The organism is Desulfallas sp. Bu1-1 (genome assembly GCF_015594625.1).
GTDB lineage: Bacteria > Bacillota > Desulfotomaculia > Desulfotomaculales > Desulfallaceae > JADNRQ01.
The window spans coordinates 34,870-58,342 of sequence record NZ_JADNRQ010000020.1 but is presented as its reverse complement, the minus strand read 5'-3'; the positions used below and the strand labels follow the sequence as shown (position 1 = coordinate 58,342).

23 protein-coding genes, 6 tRNA genes, 1 rRNA gene and 1 other annotated feature are annotated in these 23,473 nt (G+C 49.9%); of the genes, 22 read left to right on the top strand and 8 right to left on the bottom strand.

Features of this window, described 5'->3' with window-relative positions; translation table 11 throughout:
* The first annotated feature begins 182 nt into the window (after positions 1 to 182).
* From rrf to IT084_RS14600, 10 genes are all read left to right on the top strand, one after another.
* A 5S ribosomal RNA gene (gene rrf, locus IT084_RS14645) occupies positions 183 to 296 on the top strand.
* A 179-nt stretch (positions 297 to 475) separates the two neighbouring features.
* Positions 476 to 1,360, top strand: a complete 885-nt coding sequence (gene pdxS / locus IT084_RS14640) for a pyridoxal 5'-phosphate synthase lyase subunit PdxS (RefSeq protein ID WP_195713638.1) — start codon at positions 476 to 478, stop codon at positions 1,358 to 1,360.
* Positions 1,361 to 1,376: 16 nt separating this feature from the next.
* Entirely contained in the window at positions 1,377 to 1,946 is a 570-nt protein-coding gene (gene pdxT / locus IT084_RS14635; RefSeq protein ID WP_195713631.1) for a pyridoxal 5'-phosphate synthase glutaminase subunit PdxT, read from the top strand.
* A gap of 68 nt (positions 1,947 to 2,014) precedes the next feature.
* Positions 2,015 to 2,242: a binding site (T-box leader), on the top strand.
* Positions 2,243 to 2,343: 101 nt separating this feature from the next.
* Complete coding sequence (locus IT084_RS14630) at positions 2,344 to 3,495, top strand: alanine--glyoxylate aminotransferase family protein (protein WP_195713630.1); 1,152 nt, start codon at positions 2,344 to 2,346, stop codon at positions 3,493 to 3,495.
* Positions 3,495 to 5,084, top strand: a complete 1,590-nt coding sequence (gene serA, locus IT084_RS14625) for a phosphoglycerate dehydrogenase (protein WP_195713629.1) — start codon at positions 3,495 to 3,497, stop codon at positions 5,082 to 5,084. The genes IT084_RS14630 and serA overlap by 1 nt, the downstream gene beginning before the upstream one ends.
* A gap of 99 nt (positions 5,085 to 5,183) precedes the next feature.
* On the top strand, positions 5,184 to 6,452 hold the full coding sequence (serS, locus tag IT084_RS14620) for a serine--tRNA ligase (protein WP_195713628.1): 1,269 nt from the start codon (positions 5,184 to 5,186) through the stop codon (positions 6,450 to 6,452).
* A gap of 85 nt (positions 6,453 to 6,537) precedes the next feature.
* Positions 6,538 to 6,627 (top strand) — tRNA-Ser (locus IT084_RS14615).
* A gap of 21 nt (positions 6,628 to 6,648) precedes the next feature.
* Positions 6,649 to 6,743, top strand: a tRNA-Ser gene (locus tag IT084_RS14610).
* A 178-nt stretch (positions 6,744 to 6,921) separates the two neighbouring features.
* Positions 6,922 to 6,998: transfer RNA gene (locus IT084_RS14605), tRNA-Arg, on the top strand.
* A 79-nt stretch (positions 6,999 to 7,077) separates the two neighbouring features.
* Positions 7,078 to 7,154, top strand: a tRNA-Arg gene (locus IT084_RS14600).
* 59 nt (positions 7,155 to 7,213) lie between these two features.
* Here the strand turns inward: IT084_RS14600 and IT084_RS14595 are convergent.
* The 7 genes from IT084_RS14595 to IT084_RS14565 form a co-directional block, all read right to left on the bottom strand.
* Positions 7,214 to 8,410 carry a tyrosine-type recombinase/integrase gene (locus tag IT084_RS14595; protein WP_195713627.1) on the bottom strand — a complete coding sequence of 399 codons (1,197 nt, stop codon included), beginning with the start codon at positions 8,408 to 8,410 and terminating at the stop codon, positions 7,214 to 7,216.
* A gap of 3 nt (positions 8,411 to 8,413) precedes the next feature.
* On the bottom strand, positions 8,414 to 8,788 hold the full coding sequence (locus tag IT084_RS14590; RefSeq protein WP_195713626.1) for a hypothetical protein: 375 nt from the start codon (positions 8,786 to 8,788) through the stop codon (positions 8,414 to 8,416).
* Positions 8,789 to 8,936: 148 nt separating this feature from the next.
* Positions 8,937 to 9,293, bottom strand: a complete 357-nt coding sequence (locus IT084_RS14585; protein WP_195713625.1) for a hypothetical protein — start codon at positions 9,291 to 9,293, stop codon at positions 8,937 to 8,939.
* 94 nt (positions 9,294 to 9,387) lie between these two features.
* The gene (locus IT084_RS14580; RefSeq protein WP_195713624.1) at positions 9,388 to 9,558 is read right to left on the bottom strand and encodes a hypothetical protein; all 171 of its coding nucleotides are present in this window, start codon (positions 9,556 to 9,558) and stop codon (positions 9,388 to 9,390) included.
* Positions 9,540 to 10,085 carry a hypothetical protein gene (locus tag IT084_RS14575; protein WP_195713623.1) on the bottom strand — a complete coding sequence of 182 codons (546 nt, stop codon included), beginning with the start codon at positions 10,083 to 10,085 and terminating at the stop codon, positions 9,540 to 9,542. Before IT084_RS14575 ends, IT084_RS14580 begins: the two co-directional genes overlap by 19 nt.
* Positions 10,063 to 12,570 carry a bifunctional DNA primase/polymerase gene (locus tag IT084_RS14570; RefSeq protein ID WP_243276995.1) on the bottom strand — a complete coding sequence of 836 codons (2,508 nt, stop codon included), beginning with the start codon at positions 12,568 to 12,570 and terminating at the stop codon, positions 10,063 to 10,065. Before IT084_RS14570 ends, IT084_RS14575 begins: the two co-directional genes overlap by 23 nt.
* Before the next feature lie 50 nt (positions 12,571 to 12,620).
* Positions 12,621 to 12,866 (bottom strand): helix-turn-helix domain-containing protein, encoded by a 246-nt coding sequence (locus IT084_RS14565; RefSeq protein WP_195713622.1) that lies wholly within the window; start codon positions 12,864 to 12,866, stop codon positions 12,621 to 12,623.
* Positions 12,867 to 13,358: 492 nt separating this feature from the next.
* Here IT084_RS14565 and IT084_RS14560 point away from each other — a divergent pair.
* The 6 genes from IT084_RS14560 (at position 13,359) to IT084_RS14535 (ending at position 17,445) form a co-directional block, all read left to right on the top strand.
* Positions 13,359 to 13,435 (top strand) — tRNA-Arg (locus tag IT084_RS14560).
* A 256-nt stretch (positions 13,436 to 13,691) separates the two neighbouring features.
* Positions 13,692 to 14,114: a MarR family winged helix-turn-helix transcriptional regulator gene (locus tag IT084_RS14555; RefSeq protein ID WP_195713621.1), complete on the top strand. Its 423-nt coding sequence runs from the start codon at positions 13,692 to 13,694 to the stop codon at positions 14,112 to 14,114.
* 278 nt (positions 14,115 to 14,392) lie between these two features.
* Positions 14,393 to 15,502, top strand: a complete 1,110-nt coding sequence (locus tag IT084_RS14550; RefSeq protein ID WP_195713620.1) for a 4Fe-4S dicluster domain-containing protein — start codon at positions 14,393 to 14,395, stop codon at positions 15,500 to 15,502.
* Positions 15,503 to 15,513: 11 nt separating this feature from the next.
* Entirely contained in the window at positions 15,514 to 15,975 is a 462-nt protein-coding gene (locus IT084_RS14545) for a molybdopterin-dependent oxidoreductase (protein ID WP_243276994.1), read from the top strand.
* On the top strand, positions 15,933 to 16,301 hold the full coding sequence (locus IT084_RS19045) for a hypothetical protein (RefSeq protein WP_395879923.1): 369 nt from the start codon (positions 15,933 to 15,935) through the stop codon (positions 16,299 to 16,301). The genes IT084_RS14545 and IT084_RS19045 overlap by 43 nt, the downstream gene beginning before the upstream one ends.
* Positions 16,302 to 16,335: 34 nt before the next feature.
* A complete protein-coding gene (locus tag IT084_RS14535; RefSeq protein WP_195713618.1) occupies positions 16,336 to 17,445 on the top strand; it encodes an NADH:flavin oxidoreductase in 1,110 nt (369 codons plus the stop codon).
* Positions 17,446 to 17,698: 253 nt separating this feature from the next.
* On the opposite strand, the gene yfcE is transcribed toward IT084_RS14535, so the two are convergent.
* Positions 17,699 to 18,277, bottom strand: coding sequence for a phosphodiesterase (gene yfcE / locus IT084_RS14530; RefSeq protein ID WP_207744619.1), 579 nt, complete (start codon positions 18,275 to 18,277; stop codon positions 17,699 to 17,701).
* Between the two features lie 472 nt (positions 18,278 to 18,749).
* Between yfcE and IT084_RS14525 the strand changes: the two genes are divergently transcribed.
* The 6 genes from IT084_RS14525 to IT084_RS14500 all read left to right on the top strand — a co-directional run bounded on the left by IT084_RS14525 (position 18,750) and on the right by IT084_RS14500 (position 23,417).
* Positions 18,750 to 19,256, top strand: a complete 507-nt coding sequence (locus IT084_RS14525; protein ID WP_195713617.1) for an HPP family protein — start codon at positions 18,750 to 18,752, stop codon at positions 19,254 to 19,256.
* A gap of 270 nt (positions 19,257 to 19,526) precedes the next feature.
* Positions 19,527 to 20,003: a tRNA adenosine(34) deaminase TadA gene (gene tadA, locus IT084_RS14520; RefSeq protein ID WP_313885495.1), complete on the top strand. Its 477-nt coding sequence runs from the start codon at positions 19,527 to 19,529 to the stop codon at positions 20,001 to 20,003.
* A 36-nt stretch (positions 20,004 to 20,039) separates the two neighbouring features.
* A tRNA-Ser gene (locus IT084_RS14515) sits at positions 20,040 to 20,133 on the top strand.
* A gap of 164 nt (positions 20,134 to 20,297) precedes the next feature.
* Positions 20,298 to 21,776 (top strand): ATP-binding protein, encoded by a 1,479-nt coding sequence (locus IT084_RS14510; protein ID WP_195713616.1) that lies wholly within the window; start codon positions 20,298 to 20,300, stop codon positions 21,774 to 21,776.
* A 133-nt stretch (positions 21,777 to 21,909) separates the two neighbouring features.
* Positions 21,910 to 22,590, top strand: a complete 681-nt coding sequence (locus IT084_RS14505; RefSeq protein WP_195713615.1) for an MBL fold metallo-hydrolase — start codon at positions 21,910 to 21,912, stop codon at positions 22,588 to 22,590.
* Between the two features lie 59 nt (positions 22,591 to 22,649).
* Entirely contained in the window at positions 22,650 to 23,417 is a 768-nt protein-coding gene (locus IT084_RS14500) for a DUF1848 family protein (RefSeq protein ID WP_243276993.1), read from the top strand.
* Positions 23,418 to 23,473: the final 56 nt, after the last annotated feature.

Below are 23,473 nucleotides of genomic sequence, written 5' to 3'. Positions count from 1 at the left end.
GATAGGCCGGGCGTGTAAGTCCCGTGAGGGATTGAGCGGACCGGTACTAATCGGTCGAGGGCTTGACCTGATTGGTGGTTAGTGGTGAGTGGTTGGTGGTTGGTAAAACAACCAAAACAAACTACCATTGATAAATAGATTTTACTTGTGCTAACTAAAAGCTGTGCAGTTTTGAGGGAATTTCCGGTGACCATAGCGGAGAGGATACACCCGTTCCCATTCCGAACACGGAAGTTAAGCTCTCCAGCGCCGATGGTACTGGGGTTTGTCCCCGGGAGAGTAGGTCGTTGCCGGAATAAAGTTTGAAAAAGCTCTTGGATTAACATCCAAGGGCTTTTGTATTTGTCGGGGTACGGGCTTTTTGAGTAATTCGCACCTGAATGATCATTCCCTTGCCACTTGTTTTTACAATCGGAATAATGTAAAATATTTTAGTGATTGTACTGAAATGGAGGAGAATGTTATGGCAGAAACAGTGGCTGAAAAGGGAACCTGGACGGTAAAAAAAGGTTTGGCGGAAATGCTTAAAGGCGGAGTGATCATGGATGTCACTACCCCGGAGCAAGCCAAAATAGCTGAAGAAGCAGGGGCCTGCGCTGTAATGGCACTGGAAAGGGTACCAGCGGATATCCGCGCCGCAGGCGGAGTGGCCCGCATGGCGGACCCCAGCATTATACTGCGGATTATGGATGCCGTTACCATACCTGTCATGGCCAAGGCCAGGATCGGCCACTTTGTGGAGGCCCAGATACTTGAAGCACTGGGCGTTGACTATATAGACGAAAGTGAAGTGCTTACGCCGGCGGATGAACAACATCATATCGACAAACATGCCTTTAAAGTGCCATTTGTGTGCGGCGCCCGTAACCTGGGCGAAGCGCTGCGTCGTATAGCTGAGGGTGCGGCCATGATCCGGACCAAGGGTGAACCGGGCACCGGCAATGTTGTTGAAGCCGTGCGACATATGCGCATGGTAATGGGAGAAATACGCCGGGTACAGAATATGCCTAAAGAAGAATTAATGAGCGTGGCCAAGGAAATGGGCGCGCCTTACGAGCTGCTGCTAGAGGTGGCTAATACCGGGAGACTGCCTGTGGTTAACTTTGCCGCCGGTGGGATTGCCACGCCTGCCGATGCTGCCCTAATGATGCAGCTGGGTTGTGACGGAATTTTTGTCGGTTCCGGAATTTTTAAATCCAAGGATCCCAAGGCACGGGCCAAGGCCATTGTTGCCGCCACCACCCATTACAACGATCCGAAGATACTGGCTGAAATCTCCAAAGATCTGGGCGAAGCCATGCCCGGATTAGAAATAGCCACCATATCTCCTGAGCAACGGATGCAGGATAGAGGCTGGTAACGAGGGGTTTTAATAAATGCAGATAGGTGTACTTGCTTTACAAGGTGCCTTCCGGGAGCACCAGTGGGCACTGGAAAAGTGCGGTGTTATAACCCGGCAGGTGCGAAAACCACAAGAACTGGAAGGAATTGAAGCGCTCGTAATTCCCGGTGGAGAAAGTACCACCATAGGTAAATTGTTAAATGATTTTGACCTGATGGAACCGGTCAGAGGGCTGGCGCGGGAAGGAATGCCAATATTTGGCACTTGTGCCGGGCTGATCATGCTGGCCAAAAGAATAAAGAATTCCCGGCAGGAAACACTGGCCCTGATGGACATAGAGGTGGAACGCAATGCTTTCGGCCGCCAGGTGGAAAGTTTTGAAACGGATTTGGAATTAACGGTCTTAGGTGAACAGCCTTACCGGGCCGTATTTATCAGGGCGCCTTATATTACAAGTGTGGACAATGGGGTGGAGGTGCTGGCAAACTATGGAGAGAAGATTGTCTGCGCCAGGCAGGGAAAGTTTCTGGTGGCGGCATTCCATCCCGAATTAACGGATGATTTAAGACTGCACAAGTATTTCTTAGAAGAAGTTGCTAAATGAACCAATTTTAAAAAACTGTTGCAAAAACAAGACGGGTGTAGTAATATTTATTAGTAAATTATCATATTTAAAACCCAGTGCAGGGGTACAGTAACCGTATCCAACCCGCAGAGAGCCGGTGGGCGGTGTAAACCGGTGGTTGTATTCGGCGAAGAAGGCTCCCCGAAGGGGGTCCGCTGAAAGAAGCAGTAGGCGGACACGGGTTTATTCCGTTATCCGAATGAAGAGGGCCTGGATTTGTCAGCAAACCGGGTCAATCTGGGTGGCACCGCGGGAGAATACCTCTCGTCCCTGTTTGATTTTTCAGGGATGGGGGGTTTTATTTTTGGGTTGATTATTATTAACAACATTATTGATATTAAAAAACACAATGAATATTTAAGAAGGAGGACTACATATGCAAGGCAAAAATTATTTGATGATTCCGGGGCCTACACCCGTTCCGCCAAAGGTTGTGGCGGCCATGTCCACACCGATGTTTGGTCATCGAACCCAGGATTTCCAAAATTTGCACCAGGAAATTGTGGCCAAATTACAAAAGTTCTTTCAGACCAAAAATGAAATTTTTGTTTTAACCAGCTCCGGAACCGGCGGCATGGAGTCGGCCGTGGCCAATACCGTTAATCCCGGGGATAAAGTATTAACCCTGGTGGGAGGCAAGTTCGGCGAGCGCTGGTCGGAATTGACCAGGGCGTATGGCGCTGAAGTGATCGAAATAAATTTCGAGTGGGGAACCTGTGTCGACCCGCAAGCCGTCAAGGAAAAACTGGAAGAACACCCGGATATCAAGGTTGTTTTCGCCACCCAGAATGAGACATCCACCGGTGTGGTCAATGACATTGAAAGCATCGGTAAAATAGTGGCCCAAACCCCGGCTCTGCTGGTGGTGGACGGGGTGAGCGGTGTGGGCGGTATTGAAATCAAGGTGGACGAATGGCACGTGGACATTCTGACCACTGGCTCCCAGAAGTCGCTGATGCTCCCCCCGGGGCTGGCCATCCAGAGCATAAGCCAAAAGGCGTGGGAAAAAATCGAAGACAACAAGTCGCCCCGCTATTATTTTGATTTATTAAAAGCCAGAAAATCATACGCTAAATGGAATACAGCCTACACACCGGCGGTATCGCTGTTCGTCGGCCTTAACGCGGCGCTGGATATGATGCTGGAGGAGGGCCTGGACAATGTCTACGCCCGGCACAAGCTGTTACGGGACGCCACCCGGGCCGCCATCCGGGCTTTAGGATTAAAGCTGATGGCCGAGGATTATTACGCTTCGCCGGTGGTTACATCGGTTTACGCGCCCGATGGAATCGGGGCGGACGATATCCGCAAAGTGCTGACGAAGGAATATGGCATTACCTTTGCGGGCGGCCAGGCCCAGTTGAAGAACAAAATATTCCGCATTGCCCATATGGGATTTGCCGGTAAAATGGATGTGCTGATCGCCATCAGCGGTCTAGAAATGGCGCTGGCCCGGGTTGGTTACCCGGTGGAATTGGGTGCCGGGGTCAGGGCGGCGCAACAAGTTTTTCTGGGGGTGCAATCATAATGGCTCAATATAAAGTACTGGTTATGGACAATGTCTCCGAAAAGGGTCTGGAGCCTTTGCGGAAAGAGCCCGACATTGAAGTGGTAATCGGGAAAAAAATGACCGAAGATGAACTGGTGGAGATTATCGGCGAATACGACGCCATGATTGTGCGCAGCGCCACCAAGGTAACCGCCAGGGTGTTGGAAAACGCTCCTAAACTGAAAGTAGTCGGGCGGGCCGGCGTGGGCGTGGACAACATCGACCTCAACGCCGCCACCCAGCGGGGCGTGCTGGTGGTAAACGCCCCGGACGGCAATACCATAGCCGCCACGGAACATACCATCGCCATGATGCTGGCGCTGGCCAGAAATATACCTCAGGCCGTGGCCAAGATGAAAAACGGGGTGTGGGATAAAAAGGCCTTTTTGGGAGTGGAACTGCGGGGTAAAACGCTGGGCATCATCGGCCTGGGGCGGATCGGCTCGGCGGTGGCCAAGCGGGCCCAGGCCATGGAAATGGATATCGTTGCCTATGACCCCTATATCAGTGAAGAAAAGGCGGAATCACTGGGCATCAGGCTGGTAGCTTTTGAAGAGTTGCTTTCAACGGCTGATTTTATCACCATCCACATGCCCAAAACCAAGGAAACATATCATATGTTGGATGAACGGGCCTTTTCTCTGATGAAAGACGGCGTGCGGGTCATCAACTGCGCCCGCGGCGGTATTGTTGATGAGGAAGCACTGTACAAGTATATGAAGTCCGGCAAGGTGGCCGGGGCTGCTCTGGATGTTTTTGAAAAAGAGCCCAACACCGAAAGTCCCCTGCTGGAACTGGACAACTTCATCGCCACGCCGCACTTGGGCGCATCCACGGCCGAGGCTCAGCTTAACGTGGCCCTGGATGTGGCGGAAGAAATTGTGGAAGCGCTGCAGGGCAAGGTTGTGCGCAATACTGTAAACATCCCATCCATAAGTCCCGATGTGATGGCCAAAGTCAAGCCTTACCTGAAGCTGGCGGAGAAGCTGGGTAAGTTCCAGGCGCAACTTGTGGAAGGCCGGGTCACCAAACTTGAAATTACCTATAGCGGGGCACTGGCCGGTGAAGAAGTTAAACCCATAACCACGGCATTGGTCAAGGGGTTTTTGGATCCCATTCTTCAGGAATCGGTCAACTTCATTAACGCGCCGCTGCTGGCCAAGAACCGCGGCATCAGTGTTACCCAAACGGTTAACGGTGCGGCAAATGGTTACGCTAGCCTAATCACTTTGAAGGTGATATCCGACAAGGGAGAAAAATCGCTGTCCGGCACATTGTTCCGGGACAACGAACCCAGGATCGTCATGGTGGATGGCTACCGGATAGACACCAAGCCCGAGGGATACATGCTTTACGTTCCACACATTGACAAGCCCAGGATTATCGGCCCGGTGGGCATGTTGTTCGGGGAGCACAACATTAATATCGCGGGCATGCAGGTGGGACGCAAGGAAGTGGGCGGCAAGGCCGTGATGATGCTGTCGGTGGACGCGCCGGTGCCGGAAGATACCCTTAAAGCGATCGCCGAAATAGACGGCGTTCTCGATGTGAAGTTTGTAAGCCTGTAGTTTTACATGGTTGCATAAATATGGTATAATTATGTCGGCTCAGGCCGGCATTTTTGTTTTGGAGTTTGAATTAGCTGTTTACGGTGGAGGTTTTTGGCCATGCTTGATTTGAAATTTGTACGCAATAACCCGGATGTTGTGAAGGAGGCACTCAAAAAAAGGAATACCAATATTTCACTGGATTCCTTCCTGGCGCTTGACGAGCGCTGGCGGGAAAAACTTGCCGAGGCTGAAAAACTTAAAAACAAGCGCAACGTGGTCTCGGAAGAAATAGGACGCCTGAAAAAGGCTGGTAAGCTGGCCGAAGACCTGGTGCTGGAAATGCGCGAGGTTTCTGCTGCCATCAAGGAAATGGATGAGGAAATTCGCCTCTTGGAGCAGCAACTTCAGCAAACTTTGCTGGGGATCCCCAACATTCCCGACGAAAGCGTGCCCGTAGGTCTTGATGAAAACGACAATGTGGAGATCAGGCGCTGGGGCGAACCCAGGCAGTTTGACTTTAACCCGAAACCCCACTGGGAAATCGGAGAGGCCCTGGATATCATCGACTTTGAACGCGGTGGCAAGGTTACGGGTGCCCGGTTCACTTTTTATAAGGGGGCCGGGGCGGCGCTGGAGCGGGCCGTGATCAATTTTATGCTGGATACGCATACCAGGGAGCACGGTTATGTTGAGATTTTTCCGCCGTTCATGGTCAACAGCAACAGTATGATCGGCACGGGACAACTGCCCAAATTTGCCGAAGACATGTTCAAGGTGGAGAACACGGATTACTACCTAATTCCCACCGCCGAGGTTCCGGTGACCAATCTTTATAATAACGAAATTTTAGATGGGGACAAACTGCCCATCTATCACTGCGCCTACAGCGCCTGTTTCAGGGCCGAGGCGGGAGCGGCAGGTCGCGATACCCGCGGGTTGATCAGGCAGCACCAGTTCAACAAGGTAGAGCTGGTTAAATTTACCCGGCCCGAGGATTCCTACGCAGAGCTGGAAAAATTGACGGCCAATGCGGAAAGGATTTTGCAGTTGCTTGAGTTGCCTTACCGTGTGGTGACGCTCAGTACCGGCGACCTTGGTTTCAGCGCCGCCAAAACTTATGACATAGAGGTTTGGCTGCCCAGCTATAACAGCTACAAGGAGATCTCCTCCTGCAGCAACTTTACGGATTACCAGGCCCGGAGGGCCAACATCAGGTACCGGGTGGGCAAGAGCAAGCCCCGGTTTGTGCACACGCTGAACGGCTCCGGGCTGGCAGTGGGCCGTACGGTGGCCGCTATCCTGGAAAACTACCAGACCGGGGCGGGTACCGTGAAAATACCGGCACCGCTGCAGCCATACATGGGTGGCAAAATAGAGATAAATTAACATGATTCCGGGAGATGCGGGTTTATTGACACGTCTTTGCCGCTGTGTTATACTTTTATATGTCTCTGGTTAAGCAGGTTTAGCTGGAGGGGTGTCCGAGCGGTTTAAGGAGGCGGTCTTGAAAACCGTTGAACCTTTGCGGGTTCCGTGGGTTCGAATCCCACCTCCTCCGCCACTGATTTACTATATTGTTTACGGAGAGATGGCCGAGTAGGTCGAAGGCGGTCGCCTGCTAAGCGATTATACGGGCTAAAACCCGTATCGAGGGTTCGAATCCCTCTCTCTCCGCCAAGTTAGGACCACGGAATTAGTTCCGTGGTTTTACAATGCACAATGTTCCGCTTGTGGCCGCCCGCTCCAGCTATTACTTTAAGTACAAGTTACACTAAGGCGCCAGTCATTTCCGGGTTGACTTTGGCAAGCGTCTTTGTTAAAATAATACCTGCGGCATTAATGAAACAGCTTTTAAGTGCCTGTAGCTCAATTGGATAGAGCATCTGACTACGGATCAGAAGGTTGGGGGTTCGAGTCCCTCCAGGCACGCCAGTAAAATCAAGGGTTTGCGGGTTCAACCACTTACAGCAAAACGGCAATTTACGACAGTTTTACGACAACGGAAAAATGTGCGCTTGTAGCTCAGCAGGATAGAGCAGCGGTTTCCTAAACCGCGTGTCGGGGGTTCGAGTCCCTCCAAGCGCACCAGCCGAAAAAGGAAAAACACCAGGGTGCTGCCTGGTGCTTATAAATGGGTCGTTTGTTTGTTATCCCCTGGCATGGGGGGATTTTTCTTTTTGCAGCATATAGCTGATTTTTTCCACTGCCCGCTTTTTAATATCCTCGTCAACATGGCTGTAAATATCCAGGGTCGTTGTTATTGTGCTGTGGCCTAAAAGCTCCTGTACGGTTTTAGGGTGTTCGTTCGCTTTCAAAAGCATTGTTGCGAATCCGTGCCGTAAGTCGTGAAATCGTACCTTTGGTAATCCGGCTTTTTTCAGCAAGGTTTCAAACTTTCGGGCAAGGTTTCGCGGGTCAATAGGTCCGCCTTTTTCGGCAGTAAACACCAGGTCGGTTTCCCTGCATGTTTGACCAAGCAGTTTTTTCCTTGCTTGTTTAGCCTTATGCCGCCTTAATTCCTGTACCACCTCGGCGGGTATTGGTATCGTCCGCCTCGACTTTTCCGTTTTGGGCTGCAGGTAAGTTAATTTTGTTTTTGTCCCCCCGCCGCTGACGTAAGTTCTGTTGATCGACTGCCTGATAGTAATAGTATGCTCTTTTAGATCAACGTCCTGCCATCTAAGGGCCAGTAATTCGCCTCGCTGCAGGCCACTATATACGGCCAGCAGGAAGGCGGGATATAACCTGTCCTCTTTGGCAGCATCTAAAAATTGTAGGGTTTGTTCCCTGGTGAGGGGTTTTAACTCCTTTCTCTCTTGCTTTGGGAGTGTTACAGCCTCGGCAACATTCCTGTAAATCAAACCTTCCTTAACCGCTTGGGCCAGTGCTGCATGAATTACCGTGTGCAGGTATCTTACCGTACGGGGGGATAAACCTCCTTTGCCATCCAGCCTGCCGCTTTCTCGCTTAAAGTTGTATAAACGCTGTAAATCAGCCGGTTGCAATTGGACCAGGGGAATATCCCCAACGACGGGTTTAATGTGCTGCCTGATAAGGGCCTCGTAACTATTCCATGTCGTCACCCGTGTTTTGGGTTTTGCGTAATCATTCAACCACCGTTCCAGCCATTCGCCCACAGTCGTTTTGTGGGGTTCAACGAATTTTCCCGTGGCCTTTTCGTGCTGAATCTTGGCAAGCCATTCCTGGGCCTCTTTGCGGGTTTTGAAATACTTGGTCAGCCGTTTTGGTTTGCCCTCATGGTTATAGCCAATAGTGATTTTTGCCTCCCATGTGCCGTTATTGCGCTTGCAAATAGTCCCCTCACCGTTTCCACGCCGTGCCATGTCTTATCCCTCCTTCAATTTTTCCAGGGCCTTGATTGCCGCCTCCAACGGCTTTGCAATGTCCGGCCTGGTATCTTTATACTTGTCCCGCTGGCGGGTAAGTAACCTAATAGTGCTTTCCAATGGTATGTCACGCTTTGGCTTAAGGGCCTGCTCGGGGGCTGTTTCCCGTAGTTGCTCCAGTAGTTTTCGTTGCTCCAGGGCGGGCAGGGCCACCTTACCGCTGGTAAGGTATTCGTCCAACTTGCGTTCAGCTTCGGCCAGGGTGGTTCCAAGGTAAACTGCTCGTGTCCGCACGGCCTTTTTTTCTTTGTCCCAATAAACTTCGCGCAAGTAACCATACGGGTTGCCTTTTTTGATTTGCCATCTAATGTGCATATGAGAATCACCTATATAGTTATTTATTCTTATATTACCAGAAAAAATATCCATAATCAAGTTTTTGTAAGGGGTAAATCCGGTTATTTCTGCACCATCCGCTTTACCACTTTAACGCACTAAAGTGCCATATGTCTGCCGCGTCGCCTTACCTTTCGTAAACATCAGGGTCGGAATATTGTATCCAATTTAACCATTCAACCAACGTATACCCGCCGCCCGCCCCGCCTGCATGAGTGCTGTATTCGATTAAACCGGCCTTCTCCAACTTGGTCAGCAGATTCCGCACCTGCCGCCCAGTTAGTCCACAAAGGCCACGGTCAGCGCGAAAACGTACTTCTCCGGGCTGTAAGGTCTCCCAACGGTTGGTTCCCGCATAAAAGCGGACCGGTTCCGTCGCCGCCGCCGCCAACAACTCAATCACCGCCGCCCGCTGTTGGGGGGTTAGCTTGCGCCAAAACGTGGATTCTAGCAGGGGGCGGGGGAGGATAATGCCGTCTTTCATACCGGGTCACCGCCTTTCATATGTCATTTAAAACATATCCAGACAACCAATATACCGGAAAAAAGGAACATTAACCAACTGTCCCATAAAACCATTACTGGTCCCCCTTATAACTTCGAATTTTTGCCGCCCGCGCGCGGGTAAACGCCTTACCTCGCCGTATGGCTTCCTGCCACAGTTCAGGTTCATGCTGTAATATTTGCTGCAGTTCCTGTTCGGTAAAGAAAAGCCTGCACTTGGTTAGCCTTATTTCAATGTAACGCATTTTTGCCACCGAATCCCCCTCTTAGCAAACACCGTATCCAGCACCGCCGCTTTCCCCGGGGGCAGGTCCCACACCCGCCCGCAGCCGAACGCGGCAATGGCTTCCTCCGTGGTTAGTACCCGCTGCTGTTCGTATGTAGTAACCAACATACCAAAGGCTTGCTCGTAACCAGCCGCCGCCCGCCGGCAGCCGGTCATGTCCTGCCCGTGAAACGCCTGGTCAAATTCCTTTTGCGCGGCCAACACCGCCTGCCAAAGTCGGGGCTGGTTCTGTTTCACCCAGCCAATGCAGTCGGGGGGAAATCGCCGCCGGATCCGGTCCAATGCCGCGCGGAATTGTGCCAGGGCGGCGGGTTCGGACCATAACTGCCCGTGCTGTTCTCGTGCCTTAAGTTCCCGCAGCAGGGCCTTAACCTCCGCCGGGATTTTTTCAGGGGGCCAGGGGAGGGATACCCGCACCCGCCCCCCCTCTATGTGAACGGCCACGCCGTGCCGGGCAAGTTCATTAATCAATTGGGAGTTCATCAAGGGTATATTCCCCCCTTAAGGTACCGAAAAAATCTCCCGTATCTCCGGAATCTCCGGAAACCTTGCCGCTGTAAGGCTCCCGGTCCGGAGGTTTTCCGGAGATATTATCTCCGGGCTTTGCAATATCTCCGGAATATCTCCGGACCTGAAAGGCTTGTCCTGCCTGGGTTCCGGAGATTCCGGAGGTTCCGGAGATATTTTCGCTAACTTTACGGATAATAATGTGGACGCTGTTATTTTCATTCCGGGTAACGTCATAAACAATGCCCGCGTCCAGCAGATTGTTTTTAACCTGCCTTAAACGCCTCGACAAAGCATTGGCTGCACGGGGCCACCCTTTCCCCTTGGTGTTAATCCTCTCGGTTTCGGCCACCTTATCAAGCGTGGATAATAACGCCGTTGCTGTTCCGCTCCATTCATTGCGTCCCCTCATCAGGGCAACCACCGCGGCGGCCACCGGACTCCCGGCTATGGCTTCCTCATTGGCTCGACTAATATTGTCTTGGTACGCATCCAGGAAAACTTCGCCGCCGATACCGAGGGCCTCGGCCACAGCATACCCCCACCTGCAAAAATCGGCCATTCTTGGCAACTTGTCCAGCTTCACCGTGGGATAAATCCTCATAGCACGGGCCAGGGTTTTGAAAATTCCTCCCATTATGTAGGGTCGTGCTTTTTCAAACTCCTGCCAAAACTCCGATTCCTCCCGCCGCTTATCCGGACTAATCCGTTCCAGTTCAAAAAGGATTGAACGGTCTAGTAGGTCCGATCTATTTGCCACCAAGTTAATGCCGTTTAATGTGACGCAACGGCGGAAAGAGAGGATTACTTCTTCGTCATCCGTGTAAAGCTCACGTTTGCTTATTCCACCACCAGTTGCAGCACAGCAGAATAGGTCCGATTGCCAGGGCTGTAAACCATCCAGGTTATCATACGCAGGCATGTAGTTATGCGCAAGCTGAAGTACCAGCTCGTTTTTATCCTTTGGCAGTGTAAGAAGTTCTTGCCGTGCCGGGTCAACAATTCGACGCAACACCCGCAGGGCTGTTGATTTGGCTGCCCCTTTTTCCCCATAGAAGGGGGGGATAGCGTGAGGGATATTTGGAATCAGACAAGTAACGATGTAAACCGCCAGCAGGTATTTGTCTGCCTTATTTTTCAGGTTCACAAAGTCCAACAGTCGCCAGATTCCGTCCCTCGCCTCGCGCGGTTCCACTTGCGGGGCAGTGTTTTTGTGTCGCCTAAACAGGATAGGGGGCCGGTCAACTATCCGCCACCCGTCGGGAGTTATTTTCACCGCTCGCCATTGGTTGTCGGCCAGGTCGTACCAAAAGGCATTGTTATGCTCGGCCACCCGGAGGTTTAACTTGTGTTCCGGACCTTCAAAACATGCCTTGCCTTCGATAACCCCCAAGGCTTGATTCACAGCATCCGAGGTTGGGGATTTCCCGGCCTGCTTATAAAATTGATATTTCAGCCACCGTTTAAAGAATTTACTCTTTAACGGCCATATCTCGCCGTGTCCGTCAACTTCCACGAGGGCAAAGGGCTCTTGCAGGTCATCGTGGAATAAAACCGCTGATTCGGCCAGTTCAATTAAAAGGTCCGCTTGGCCTTTTTTCTCACCCTTCCCCCCGGCTTCACCATCAGCGTTTACCGATTTTTGCTCCGGTTCGTACCGGGCCACACTCCGCGCTATTCTTTCCACTTCCGCATCATCCAGCGGCGGGCTGCACCGCCGCCGGTTTTCGGCAAGCAGGGCAGCCAAAATGGAATCGTACGTCATCCCACGCCGCCGCATGCTCCCGGCCAGGGAGGTTAGCGTGTCGTTCCGCTCCCCCTGGGTAATTACTCCCCTTTCGTGGGCGGCGGGGGGTTCCGCCACCCTGGGTTTGTCCATCAAGTTTAGCAGCCATTCGGGGGGGTCGGCCAATGGCTGGTTCTCGAAGGATATTTTCCACTCGTACCGCCCCCCGCTGGCGTGCAGGCTCGGCGGGGCCACAAACATGCCGCCGTTGCTCCGGGTGTCCAGGCCAGGGGCAAAGCGTGCCCGGTTGGTGATTGTCCGCCCCTGGGGGTATTTAAACAACACATGCCGGCCACCGCTGCCCGTGATTGTTTCCGGGGTATCGGGCAGTTTGCTATGCTCGGCTTCAAGTTTAGCCAGGGTTGCCGGTCCGTCGCCCTTCACGTCCACGTCCAGCAACAGGATTCTCGAACGTTCACCGGTCACAATGCCCACATTCGCACGGGGCCAGCGCTGCCACCATTTTAGGATTTGTGCCGGGTCGGTTGATGCTTGGTTTGTCCAATCCCGCAGGATTGGGTGTTTGCCAGGGGTCCGGCAGTCCGGGTTGCCGCAGGCACACTTGCCGTTTGCCGTGGGCCACCAGAGGGGGGTAATCGGCCAGCCATGTTCTGCATATTTTAACGCTGCTTGCAGTAGCAAATTATCCGCATATTGTGATATAATGGTTTCAGACAATCTTGCACCTTCCTTCCCTACCCGGTCCGCCGCCGGGGGTTTTTGTTTTTTTATCGTTGTTGAGTTTCCAGCCAGCGAATGAAAGCCTCGCGGGTAACGCGCAGGCAGCGGCCAATCCGTATGGCGGGGAAATCCGGCAACTGGAAAATTTGGTAGCCTTTATTACGGCCAAGGCCCAACACTCTCGCAATATCTCGCGGGGTCAGGGTCAAAGGTAGATCATTCCAGCTTATACCGTTCCTTCGCGGGGTTAAGGTTAAGGGAAGGTCATTCCAACTTTTACCGGGGTCTATCATGTTACAACGCCTCCTTTAGTTTTGTCTTGGAAAATAATTTTTTGTCCCCGTTTGTTTGGGGTGAACAACCCTGATCAGCGCACCTTTTGAGGTGAGCAATCCTAAAAGTAAGTGCTTTTTTAATTCCGGAAAGTACCGCAAGCCTTGGGGGACGCGGGCTGCAGGGGTTGAAAATTTACGACAGTTTTACGACAATTGGGGAGGGAAAACATAAAATTCGGGGGTATTTAAAGGGATTGGAAGGGAATTACAAAAACCCGCTATCCCTTGGGGGACGCGGGTTTGCGGGATTTTGCAAGGGTTGCGGAATTGGTAGTTTTTAGGTGTCACAAAACTACGGATCAGAAGGTTGGGGGTTCGAGTCCCTCCAGGCACGCCAAAAGTGCAGCGACACATAAGCTATTGTTGTGTCGCTGCACTGTGTATTCTCGGAGTAAGGTTTGTTGTCAAGTAAATTTGCCGGCAACGCCGGTTGCTTAATATGAACATGACGCGCTTGTAGCTCAGCAGGACAGAGCAGCGGTTTCCTAAACCGCGTGTCGGGGGTTCGAGTCCCTCCAAGCGCACCACGTAAAACCAGGCCCCGCAAGGAATTGCGGGGCTTCGCTTTTTCAGCCCATTTTTCCACGTTCTCACTGGAGGAGTAATACTTCTGCAATCCCTGAACCACTTGTCGTTATTGGGCATAGGCTTCCAGGCACGCTGTTTCGTAAAACTCGCCCCATAATCAGGAAATGCAAAAATGTATTGACAAAGATTTATTGATATGCCAAAATTAAATTAGTTAATTAATGATATCTAAAATATTATGAAGGAGGTTAAACGTTGCCTGCTTTTCATGAATATATTTGCTTTCAAGTGGGAATTGCTGCCAGGGTGCTTCAAAAATACTATAATGCCAAGTATTCTGACTATGGACTTACATTGGCTCAATCATTTATTCTTTTGGCGCTTTACGAAAAAGACGGTTTAGGGGTAAAGGGGCTGGCTGAATACCTGTTCCTGGATAGTTCAGCCGTCACAGGTCTAATTGATAGAATGGAGAAAGAAGATCTTTTAAAAAGAAGAGTTGATCCCGAGGACCGGCGGGCTTTTCAGATAAGCCTTACTCAAAAAGGGAGAAATCTTGCCGAACAAATACTTCCCATCTCTAAAGATCTCAATGAGAGTATGAAATTAGCTTTAAATAAGGAGGAATGGAATGGACTCATGTCTTTTGTGAAGAAAATTCAGGAGTACTGTAAGTAATTTTTTTGGCCATATAGTTCACATATCAATAATTTAGATACAATTTATAATTTAAGCAGGGTCACATGGTCAATAGAGTAGTAATGTAAATGAACGGTGCCACCATTACCGGCATACCGGATCGGCTGGCGCGTTTGGATTATGTTGATAAAAAGAATGCTTCGGAGGATTGGCTTGAAGCATATGAATGGGATAGCAATAAATAATAAACCTTTAAGAAGGTGACGGAGAAGCTTGCCGGTTACCTAATCACTTAATTTTACAAGGAGGGCATGGGCATGGGACACTTAACTCATAACAAGGACGAGGTTTACAGGTTGTTGGCCGAGCGCCTGAGCAAGAGTCCGGAAGGAGCACCGGTGAATGAGACCCTGATGGCTATTTTGTACCGTCTTTATACTGAAAGCGAGGCTCTGGTGGGTAGCAAATTTCCTATTCTTCCCGTTACGCTGAATCAGATTGCCGGTATTACCGGGATCAGTGCGGACCAATTGAAAAATATACTGGATGGTATGGCTGAAAAGGGATTGATACTGGATATCCCCCGCAAAGACACTTTCTATTACATGTTGGCTCCGGTGGTGATAGGGTTCTTCGAATATACCTTCATGCGGGTGCGGGACGATGTAAACATGAAGGATTTAGCGGAGCTTTTCCAAACTTACTTTAATAACAAAGAAGTCAGGGAAGAGATGGGCAGGTCGGAAACCAAGATGATGCGGACTCTGGTTTATGAACGTCTAATACCTTTAGCTGTGGAAACTGAGGTTTTGACCTACGAAAGGGCCAGCGAAATTATCCGGCAGTCCGGCGGAGGCGCCATCTCCATATGCCCCTGCCGTCATAAAGCAGCCCACCTGGGCAAGGCCTGTGGAGCACCTCTCGAGGTCTGCACTTCCCTTGGCAGCGCTGCCGAGTGGGTAATCCGCAGAGGTATGGGAAAACCAGCCACGGTGGACGATTTGCTGCGGGTGCTTGATGAAACAGAAAAGCTTGGATTGGTGCATAATTGTGATAACGTAATGAATAAACCTGCTTACATGTGCCATTGCTGCGGCTGCTGTTGCGTAATTCTGACCGGCATAAAAGAATTTGGATCATATGTCACACACCCCAGTAACTTTATTCCCGTATTAGAATCTGAAACTTGTGTGGGCTGCGGTACCTGCGCAGACAGCTGCCATATACAGGCTATCACCATGCTGGATAACGGAAATGGAGCGGAAATTCCGGCAGTAAATAAAGAGGTTTGTATAGGCTGCGGCGTGTGTGCCTCCGCATGTCCCAGTGGTGCGTTAACCATGGCCCGGCGTCCGGTTTTACACGTTCCTCCGGAGAATACAAAGGAAAAGATGACAAGGATTGCCAGAGAGAAAGGCAGGATTTAAGGGGGGTAACAATGGGCGAGTGGAAAAAAACCGGCTGTGTGCTTTGTGCACAGAACTGCGGGCTGGAGGTGTTGGTTGAAAACAACCGCATGGTCAAGGTGAGGCCGGACAAAGACAACCCCCGTAGCCAGGGATATGCCTGCCGGAAGGGGCTTAATATTGCCTATTTTCAGCATCATGACGAGCGTCTCACGCACCCGCTAAAGAAGGTCGGGGATAATTTTATCAAGATTTCCTGGGACCAGGCAGTCACAGAGATTGCGGAAAAGCTTCGTTTCATAGTGGGCGAATACGGTCCCCGATCGCTGGCCTTTATGGGCCTCAGCGGCCTGGGCTGCCAGTCCGAAGCGGCTTTTGGGCTTCGTCTCTGTTCCGGGGAGTACGGATGTAGCCGGGAGCCCATAATGGAGGGGCGGTTTGGAAGGACAGGTTGGTTGTTACTCTATCCGGAAATCCTGCAGCCTGTGCGGTAGGCTATGAAATCCTGGTAGCACCCTTGATCCGGAAACTGCAGGGCGGCCTTACCGATATAGTTACCGTTAATGCCGTTTGCATCAATGGTTACCCGTTGAGTACCAATAGATCGCGCAGGTTTCTCCGCGGGCGTTTAGTTTTCAAACGTGATCGCTGGGAGGTTGAGGTGCTCCCCGGTCAAAAGCCAAGCATGCTTTGCTCGCTGCTTGACTGTAATGCGTTAATAGAACTGCCCGCCGGGCACGCCCCAGTAACAGCCGGAGCCAATCTGTCCGTAATAGTTCTCTACGGCAGTAGTTTTTTTGACTCCCGGCAACCGTTTTAAAACAATATGTGGTTCAAATGAGTAGGAGGATAAAATGAGTAAAATGTTTGAGAGCACAGAAATAAATGGTATGGAGCTGGCAAATCGTTTTGTTCGCTCGGCAACCTGGGAAGGTATGGCCGCCAATGACGGGTCTGTTACCCCAAAACTTGTTGCGACAATGACCGAGCTCGCCAGGGGAGGCGTGGGACTAATTATCAGCGGCCACTCCTATGTCCTGCCCGAGGGCCAGGCTGCCCCATGGCAGCTGGGTGTTTATAAAGATGAACTTATACCCGGGCTGCGGGAAATGACCAAAGCTGTACATGACTGTGGCGGCAAAATAGTAATGCAGCTTTCCCATGCTGGAATGTTCGCACCGGAAAAATTGACCGGGCAGTTACCGCTGGTTGTCTCGGACCTTGAAGAACCCGGCAAAAAGCCGTACCGGGAAATAACGGCTCAGGATATTCGAGAGATAGTAACTGCTTTTGCTGATGGAGCACGGAGGGCAAAAGCTGCTGGCTTCGACGGGGTTCAAATACACAGCGCACATGGGTATCTGCTTAGCCAGTTTCTCTCCCCGGTATACAACCGGCGACGGGATGAGTATGGGGGAGATATACAAAATCGCGCCCGTATTCATATCGAGGTTTATCAGGCTATTAGGGAAGTCGTGGGGGAAAACTACCCGGTATTAATTAAGCTGAATTGTAAGGATTTTGTAGAGAACGGGCTGAGTCTGGAGGATTCCTTGCAAGTTGGGCGGATGCTGGCTGATGTTGGCCTGGACGCCATTGAGCTGAGCGGTGGTTTGCTTACAGGCGGCAAGCTGTCTCCCAGCAGGCCTGGGATAAAGTCTGAAAAAGAAGAGGCCTATTTCAGGGAAGAAGCCCGTGATTTCAAAGAAGCCATTGGCATCCCGCTAATTCTGGTGGGCGGTATGAGATCTTTTCAGGTGGCGGAGACCCTGGTGAAAGATGGGGTGGCGGATTATATTTCCATGAGCCGGCCATTGATCAGGGAGCCTAATTTGATTAACAGGTGGAAATCCGGGGATTTCAGCAAAGCGGAATGCAAGTCGGATAATATGTGCTTCAGAGCGGGTATGTCGGGAAACGGGGTATGCTGTGCAATGAAAGGGTGTGAAGAAATAGTCGGCTGACAGCTGCAAGCGGAGACCAAGAGTTGCTCCATCCACCAGGGTAAAATTGCGGAACGAGCGGAGGAAACCACCGGGCATCCAAATACAAGGATTTTATTATATGTTTGGGGCGACCCGGTTTTATTATTACTTTGCCAACAACCCGTTCCGGATTTTTAGCCGAATGCTTGTCCGGCAGCTTTTTCTCCTTGAGAAATAAGAAGCTAAATGTCGTTCAAATGGCATTTGGCGCAATAAATTGCGGGGTTTTGCTTTATATATCCGCGTGATCCAATATTTCACCGGTTAAGATGTTGACAATCCGCAATTGCCCGTTTTCCAACAATGCCACGGAGGGGATTCCATCTCCTTTGGGCAATGTTGGGCTGCCCGGGTTAAGGAGAACAACATCTTCCACCCGCTCCAGCATGCGTTCGTGAGTATGGCCCGTAATAAACAGGTTTATACCGTATTTCCGGCTTATATCGATCATATAATGTTTTTCCAGGCCCGGGCCGTCTCCGTGCTCCACCATGATGCGGAAATCACCGAACTGCATGAATAAAAACGGGCTTAAAAGGTATTGCAGTACAAGCCGGTCAACGTCGGCGTCACAGTTGCCTCTGGCCACAAGCAGGGGAATGGGGCTGGCGTTTAAAAATTCAGCCAGGCCGGCGGGGTTGTAACCCTCAGTGATCGGGTTTCTGGGGCCGTGGTACAAAATATCCCCGGCGTGAATAATCAATTGAACGTCTTTAAAGTAGCTTTGCCAGATTTGACGGCAAATACGCTCGTTTCCGTGGGTATCGCTAATAATACCAATTTTCAAACCGGGCACGGTAAATTTCCCCATAAAACAGTATCACCTTAATATAAAAATCTTACCTGGATATTATTATATTAAATAATATACCAGTTTAAATAGTTTTTTCGAATTAATTGATTTCATTGCAAAAAACCCATTTGAACCACCAGAGCTTCTACATTTTGTACTCCAACGGCTAAATACAACCTTTTATGTTGGGCAGCCTTGTGAAAAAAGAAGGTTTTTGCACCAAATCAATTAATTGCTAATTTCTTGTATTTTTGAACAAGGCGGGATTTGATATGTTCTTGAAGGACCGGTTGTTAAAATAAAAACCAAAAAAGTTTAATGTAGTTAAGTTTTTCCGCTTTTTGTGAAAAAAACGACGACGATTTCTTACGTTCCAAGTTCTAATAATGTCATTAAAAGAATTTTTAGTGGCAAGCAAATAATGTCTAAATTAAAATCGTAGTATAAATTTAAATATTCCCAATATTAATTTTAGACAGGGGTGTTTCACATGCCGGAAAAAACAGGAACGATAAAAGATTATATGATCCCTTTTTCGGATTATCCAAGAATTAACCAAAATGCCACCCTGGAGCAGGCGGTTAATATAATGTACCGCATGTCGCAGGAAAAAGGATACCGCTGGATTGTGGTTTTGGATGATAACGAAAAGATAACCGGGTTCCTTACCCTACGTAACGTATTTGAAGCGGTTGGCAATTTGGCTCCCAGGGCAGGCGGGTGGCTGGGCATCTTTACCTATAACCGGCCAGGTTTGTTTTATTGGGAAGGAGTACAATTAATTAAGGATACCCCGTTAAAAAAATGTATCCGGCCGCTGGTGGATGTTCATGTGCAGGAAACCGACCACCCTTCCAAGGCTGCGGAAATCATCTTAAACCGCCGGATCACCATTGTGCCGGTAACGGACGAACACATGAAAGTGGTTGGCATTGTAAGACCCATCGACCTGCTGCCTTTTATCAAAGAACTTTTTGATAACGCACCGCCAAAATAGAAAGAAACCATCGTGACCTTCACGACGGGAAATTATTTAAGCCCGGCGGTTTTGTTTAAATAAATGAGCAACAAAACCTTTGATGCGGGACTCCTTGGTCCTTTTTACTGGGATGGTAAAACAAAGGTGAACAGTATTTTTAAACAGGTTGTCAAGAGATAATTATTTGTGATATACTGGTTTTTGCGGGTACCGGCGAAAAGCCGCGGGCGCATTGGTTACAACTATTCCGGCAAGCGCCTGGCAGCCCGGAAAAGGAGAGCATTCCCGGTGAATCATGCCGGATACATGCGCGAAGCCCTGGTGGAGGCCGAAAAGGCCTATGTTTTGGGCGAGGTGCCCATTGGGGCAATAGTGGTTCTCGGCGGTGAAATTATCGGCCGGGGGCATAACCTCCGGGAGACACTGGCAGACAGCACCGCCCACGCGGAAATACTGGCCATGAGGGAGGCCGCTCGCCATATAGGAGACTGGCGGTTGGATGGAGCCACGGTGTATTCCACCATTGAACCCTGTCCCATGTGCGCGGGGGCGATGATCCAATTCCGGGTGCAAACTCTAGTTTACGGTGCGCCTGATCCCAAAGCGGGCGCCGTGGATTCCATTATGGACGTGCTGCGGGAACCCAGGTTCAATCACCAGGTGGCAGTGGTATCCGGTATCCTGGAAGATGAATGCCGGGAAATCATCCAGCGTTTTTTCCGGGAGTTGCGGGAAAGTAAGAGGGAAGGTAAGATTAAAAGTTAGCGGGTTATATGTTTGTAATAAAAACAAAGATAAAACGGAGAGATGGCCGAGATGGTCGAAGGCGCTCGACTCGAAATCGAGTAGACCGTTAGTAGCGGTCTCGTGGGTTCGAATCCCACTCTCTCCGCCAAATTAGATTAAAAAAGACAAGGGATTCTCATGGTTCAAGGTGAGAGTCCTTTGTTGTTTTGCGGGTAAAATCGGGGTGGGGGAACCGGGGTAACCTGTTCTTTTATTTTTGCAAAGCATATGTTACAATTTTTATGGTTAAAATGTAAAACAGGTGATGAATTAATGGCTATTATTGATAGAGAAAGGCTACTTAAAGTTTTATTTTCATTTAATCCTTGGTGGATCACTGGAAATGTACCGAAAGAATCTACCAAGCCGGTAAAACGGTTTGCGTACTATGAAGCATATAAGGTTCTCAATCATCCCACTATTCGCCGGTCAGTTATTCTGTCCGGTGCAAGACGTGTGGGAAAAACAACAATACTCTATCAGCTCATTGAGGAAATGTTGAATAACGGTATTCCCGCAAAGCATATTTTATATGTCTCTTTTGACCACCCGATTTTAAAGTTTTGTACTATTGAAGAAATCCTTGATGTTTACGAAGAAAATGTTTCCGGAAGCAGCCAAAACTTGTGCTTTTTCTTTGACGAGGTACATTACGCCAGCCAGTGGGATCTCTGGATAAAGTATCTTTACGACCACCGTAAAAGTTGTAAAGTAATTGCCACTGGTTCAGCCAGTCCTATTTTAGCCGCTCATGCGTCTGAAAGCGGAGTGGGTAGATGGACAATAATAAAAATTCCCACTCTGTCATTCTACGAATATTGTGAACTTATGAGAATAAACGATCTGCCTGTGCTTCCCCAGGGATTGAAACCGGGCCGGCTCTGGACTCTTCCACCGGAAAAGTTGGAAGATCTCATACGTTCACTTGCGATACTGCAAAAATACTTCCACAGGTACCTTTTGGTAGGGGGGTTTCCTGAAATCGCACTTTCCGATGATGTTCCATTTGCCCAAAGAATTCTTAGGGAAGATGTAGTCGATAAAGTATTAAAGAGAGACTTGACTGTCTTATTTAATGTCCGTAACGTAGCGGAACTGGAAAAGATTTTTTTATATTTATGCATTCATTCCGGCAATCTGATTACCATTGACACCATTGCAAAAGAAATTGAGGTTGCGAGGCAGACTGTTTCAAATTACTTGAACTTATTGGAGGCGGCCAATTTAATTTATATCAGCAACCCGGTAGAAATGGGCGGCAAAAAGATATTAAAAGCCAAGCCGAAAGTATATATTGCAGATGCGGCTATCCGTAATGCGGTTTTGATGCTGGAGGACGTGCTTTCAGACCCTGAGGAAATGGGTGTTATGGTGGAAACCGCAGTATACAAACATGTCGCTTCATTCTACTATAGACAACAGACCAGGGTCGGCTATTACAGACAGGCGGGCAACCGGGAAAAAGAAATCGACGTGGTTGTCGACTACCACCCGGTCGGACGTATTTTAATCGAGGTGAAATACAGGGAAGATGTAAAAATAGGTTTAAAAGAAGCAATTGTAGAATTGGCAGATGATAACAATACTGCCGCTGCTATGGTGATTACAAAACGGCCTGAGGATTACGGATTCCTTAATGTAAAAACCAAGATCCCGATAGTTAAAATACCTGCTTTTGCATTTCTTTATATGTTGGGACATGCCGAAAAATATGGATATTTACTTCCAGCCCAAGAAATATCCCAGCCTTGAGGTGCTCCGTTCAGCAGGCCCTATTTTTCTTTTTCGCGTTTATTGATTTATACCCGGTTGGAGAGGCTTTATGATAAGATATATTTGATGATCATGACCCGGATAATAATCGTGGAGGAAAGAGTTGTTTTAAATGAACAAACCTGGGCAAGTTTTTGAAAGTGTTTACATTGTGGGGGGACCCGGGATAACGGATGACCGTGATTGTTGCATCTACCTGGTGGACGGCGGAGCAGAGCTGGCCCTGGTGGATGCCGGACTGGGTTATTCTACCCGGGCTGTTTTAGAGAACATCGAAAAGCTTGGCCTGGACAGTTCCCTGTTGAAGCATGTCATCGTCACCCACGGACACATTGATCACATTGGGGGCCTGCATTACTTTCGGGAGCGGGGAGCGCAGGTGGTGTGCCACGAGCTGGATCGCAACGCAGTCTCCGGGGGGAAGCCGGAACTGACAGCGGCATGGTACTACCGGGTCAATTACCGTCCCGTGCCGGTGGATAGATTATTAAACGGGGAGACGCAGAATGTTGCCGTGGGAAACGCGGTTTTACATTGCCTGCATACCCCCGGTCACACACCGGGGGGAATCAGCCCCTACCTGGATGTGAAGGGGACCAGAATTTTGTTTGGCCAGGATATCCACGGGCCATTTGACTCCTCCTGGGGTTCGAACATGGAACAATGGCGGGACTCCATGCGCAAGCTGATCAATTTAAATGCGGACATCCTTTGCGAGGGCCACTTTGGGATTTACAAACCGGCGGAAAAAGTCCGGAATTACATTGAGTATTACCTGGATTATCACTCCTGATGGGTAAAGGAGGAAAAAATGATCCCAACTATCATGATGATTCGCGGCATGATGGGCGCATGAAAAAAGTGATCACCATGTCCAGGCGTACCGATATGCGCTGGTTCGCTGAAAAACTCATCCCTGTGTTATCGGAAAAATACCCCCCGGAGAAAGTGCACACGGTTGTTTGTATAACCAAGTTTCCGGGCTTTATTTATAACGGCCCCTATGCAGAAGCGCTGAAAAAATATGATCATGTTTTTGCCCATGTGACCATCACGGGGCTTGGTGGAACTCCGCTGGAGCCGAACGTGCCAGGTTGGAGGGATACCGCCGGGGAACTGCCGGGGTTGATCGAATTTTTGGGTTCACCGGAGAGAATCCGGCTGCGGGTTGACCCCCTGGTCACGATCAAAAAAAACGGTACGTTAATAAGCAATATTCCCCTTGCCGAGCAAATCATCGTGCAGGCGGTGGAAATGGGGATTTTCTCTTTTTCCACTTCGTTTATGGAAGAATACCCTCGAGTGAAACGCAGGTTAGCCGGGCGGGGCTACGAAATTATCACCCTCACGCAAGATCAAAGGGTAAGGGTGATCAAGCGCCTGAAACAAGTCGCCCAAGAGCGGGGCGGCGCGCTTTATACCTGCGCGGTGCCCGGCTTTGCCACTTCAAAATGCATTGACGGCGCCCTGTTGCAAAAGTTACATCCCCGCAAGGAACCCTGCAGCTTGGAAAAGGCCCCCGGCCAGCGTGAACTGTGCGGCTGCACCAAAAGTGTCGATATCGGCTGGTACAACATGCGCTGCCCGTCCGGCTGCCTTTATTGCTACGCGGGGGTCTGACTTGCAAAGAAAGCCGTAGCCCTTTATTAACGGCGCACTTAAGAAGGAAGCCACCA

Coding starts and splice junctions, on each gene's coding strand:
- pdxT (WP_195713631.1), top strand. CDS start 1,377: ATGCAGATAGGTGTACTTGCTTTACAAGGTGCCTTCCGGGAGCACCAG.
- IT084_RS14630 (WP_195713630.1), top strand. CDS start 2,344: ATGCAAGGCAAAAATTATTTGATGATTCCGGGGCCTACACCCGTTCCG.
- serA (WP_195713629.1), top strand. CDS start 3,495: ATGGCTCAATATAAAGTACTGGTTATGGACAATGTCTCCGAAAAGGGT.
- serS (WP_195713628.1), top strand. CDS start 5,184: ATGCTTGATTTGAAATTTGTACGCAATAACCCGGATGTTGTGAAGGAG.
- IT084_RS14595 (WP_195713627.1), bottom strand. CDS start 8,410: ATGGCACGGCGTGGAAACGGTGAGGGGACTATTTGCAAGCGCAATAAC.
- IT084_RS14590 (WP_195713626.1), bottom strand. CDS start 8,788: ATGCACATTAGATGGCAAATCAAAAAAGGCAACCCGTATGGTTACTTG.
- IT084_RS14585 (WP_195713625.1), bottom strand. CDS start 9,293: ATGAAAGACGGCATTATCCTCCCCCGCCCCCTGCTAGAATCCACGTTT.
- IT084_RS14580 (WP_195713624.1), bottom strand. CDS start 9,558: ATGCGTTACATTGAAATAAGGCTAACCAAGTGCAGGCTTTTCTTTACC.
- IT084_RS14565 (WP_195713622.1), bottom strand. CDS start 12,866: ATGATAGACCCCGGTAAAAGTTGGAATGACCTTCCCTTAACCTTAACC.
- IT084_RS14550 (WP_195713620.1), top strand. CDS start 14,393: ATGGGACACTTAACTCATAACAAGGACGAGGTTTACAGGTTGTTGGCC.
- IT084_RS14545 (WP_243276994.1), top strand. CDS start 15,514: ATGGGCGAGTGGAAAAAAACCGGCTGTGTGCTTTGTGCACAGAACTGC.
- IT084_RS14535 (WP_195713618.1), top strand. CDS start 16,336: ATGAGTAAAATGTTTGAGAGCACAGAAATAAATGGTATGGAGCTGGCA.
- yfcE (WP_207744619.1), bottom strand. CDS start 18,277: ATGGGGAAATTTACCGTGCCCGGTTTGAAAATTGGTATTATTAGCGAT.
- IT084_RS14525 (WP_195713617.1), top strand. CDS start 18,750: ATGCCGGAAAAAACAGGAACGATAAAAGATTATATGATCCCTTTTTCG.
- IT084_RS14510 (WP_195713616.1), top strand. CDS start 20,298: ATGGCTATTATTGATAGAGAAAGGCTACTTAAAGTTTTATTTTCATTT.
- IT084_RS14505 (WP_195713615.1), top strand. CDS start 21,910: ATGAACAAACCTGGGCAAGTTTTTGAAAGTGTTTACATTGTGGGGGGA.
- IT084_RS14500 (WP_243276993.1), top strand. CDS start 22,650: ATGAAAAAAGTGATCACCATGTCCAGGCGTACCGATATGCGCTGGTTC.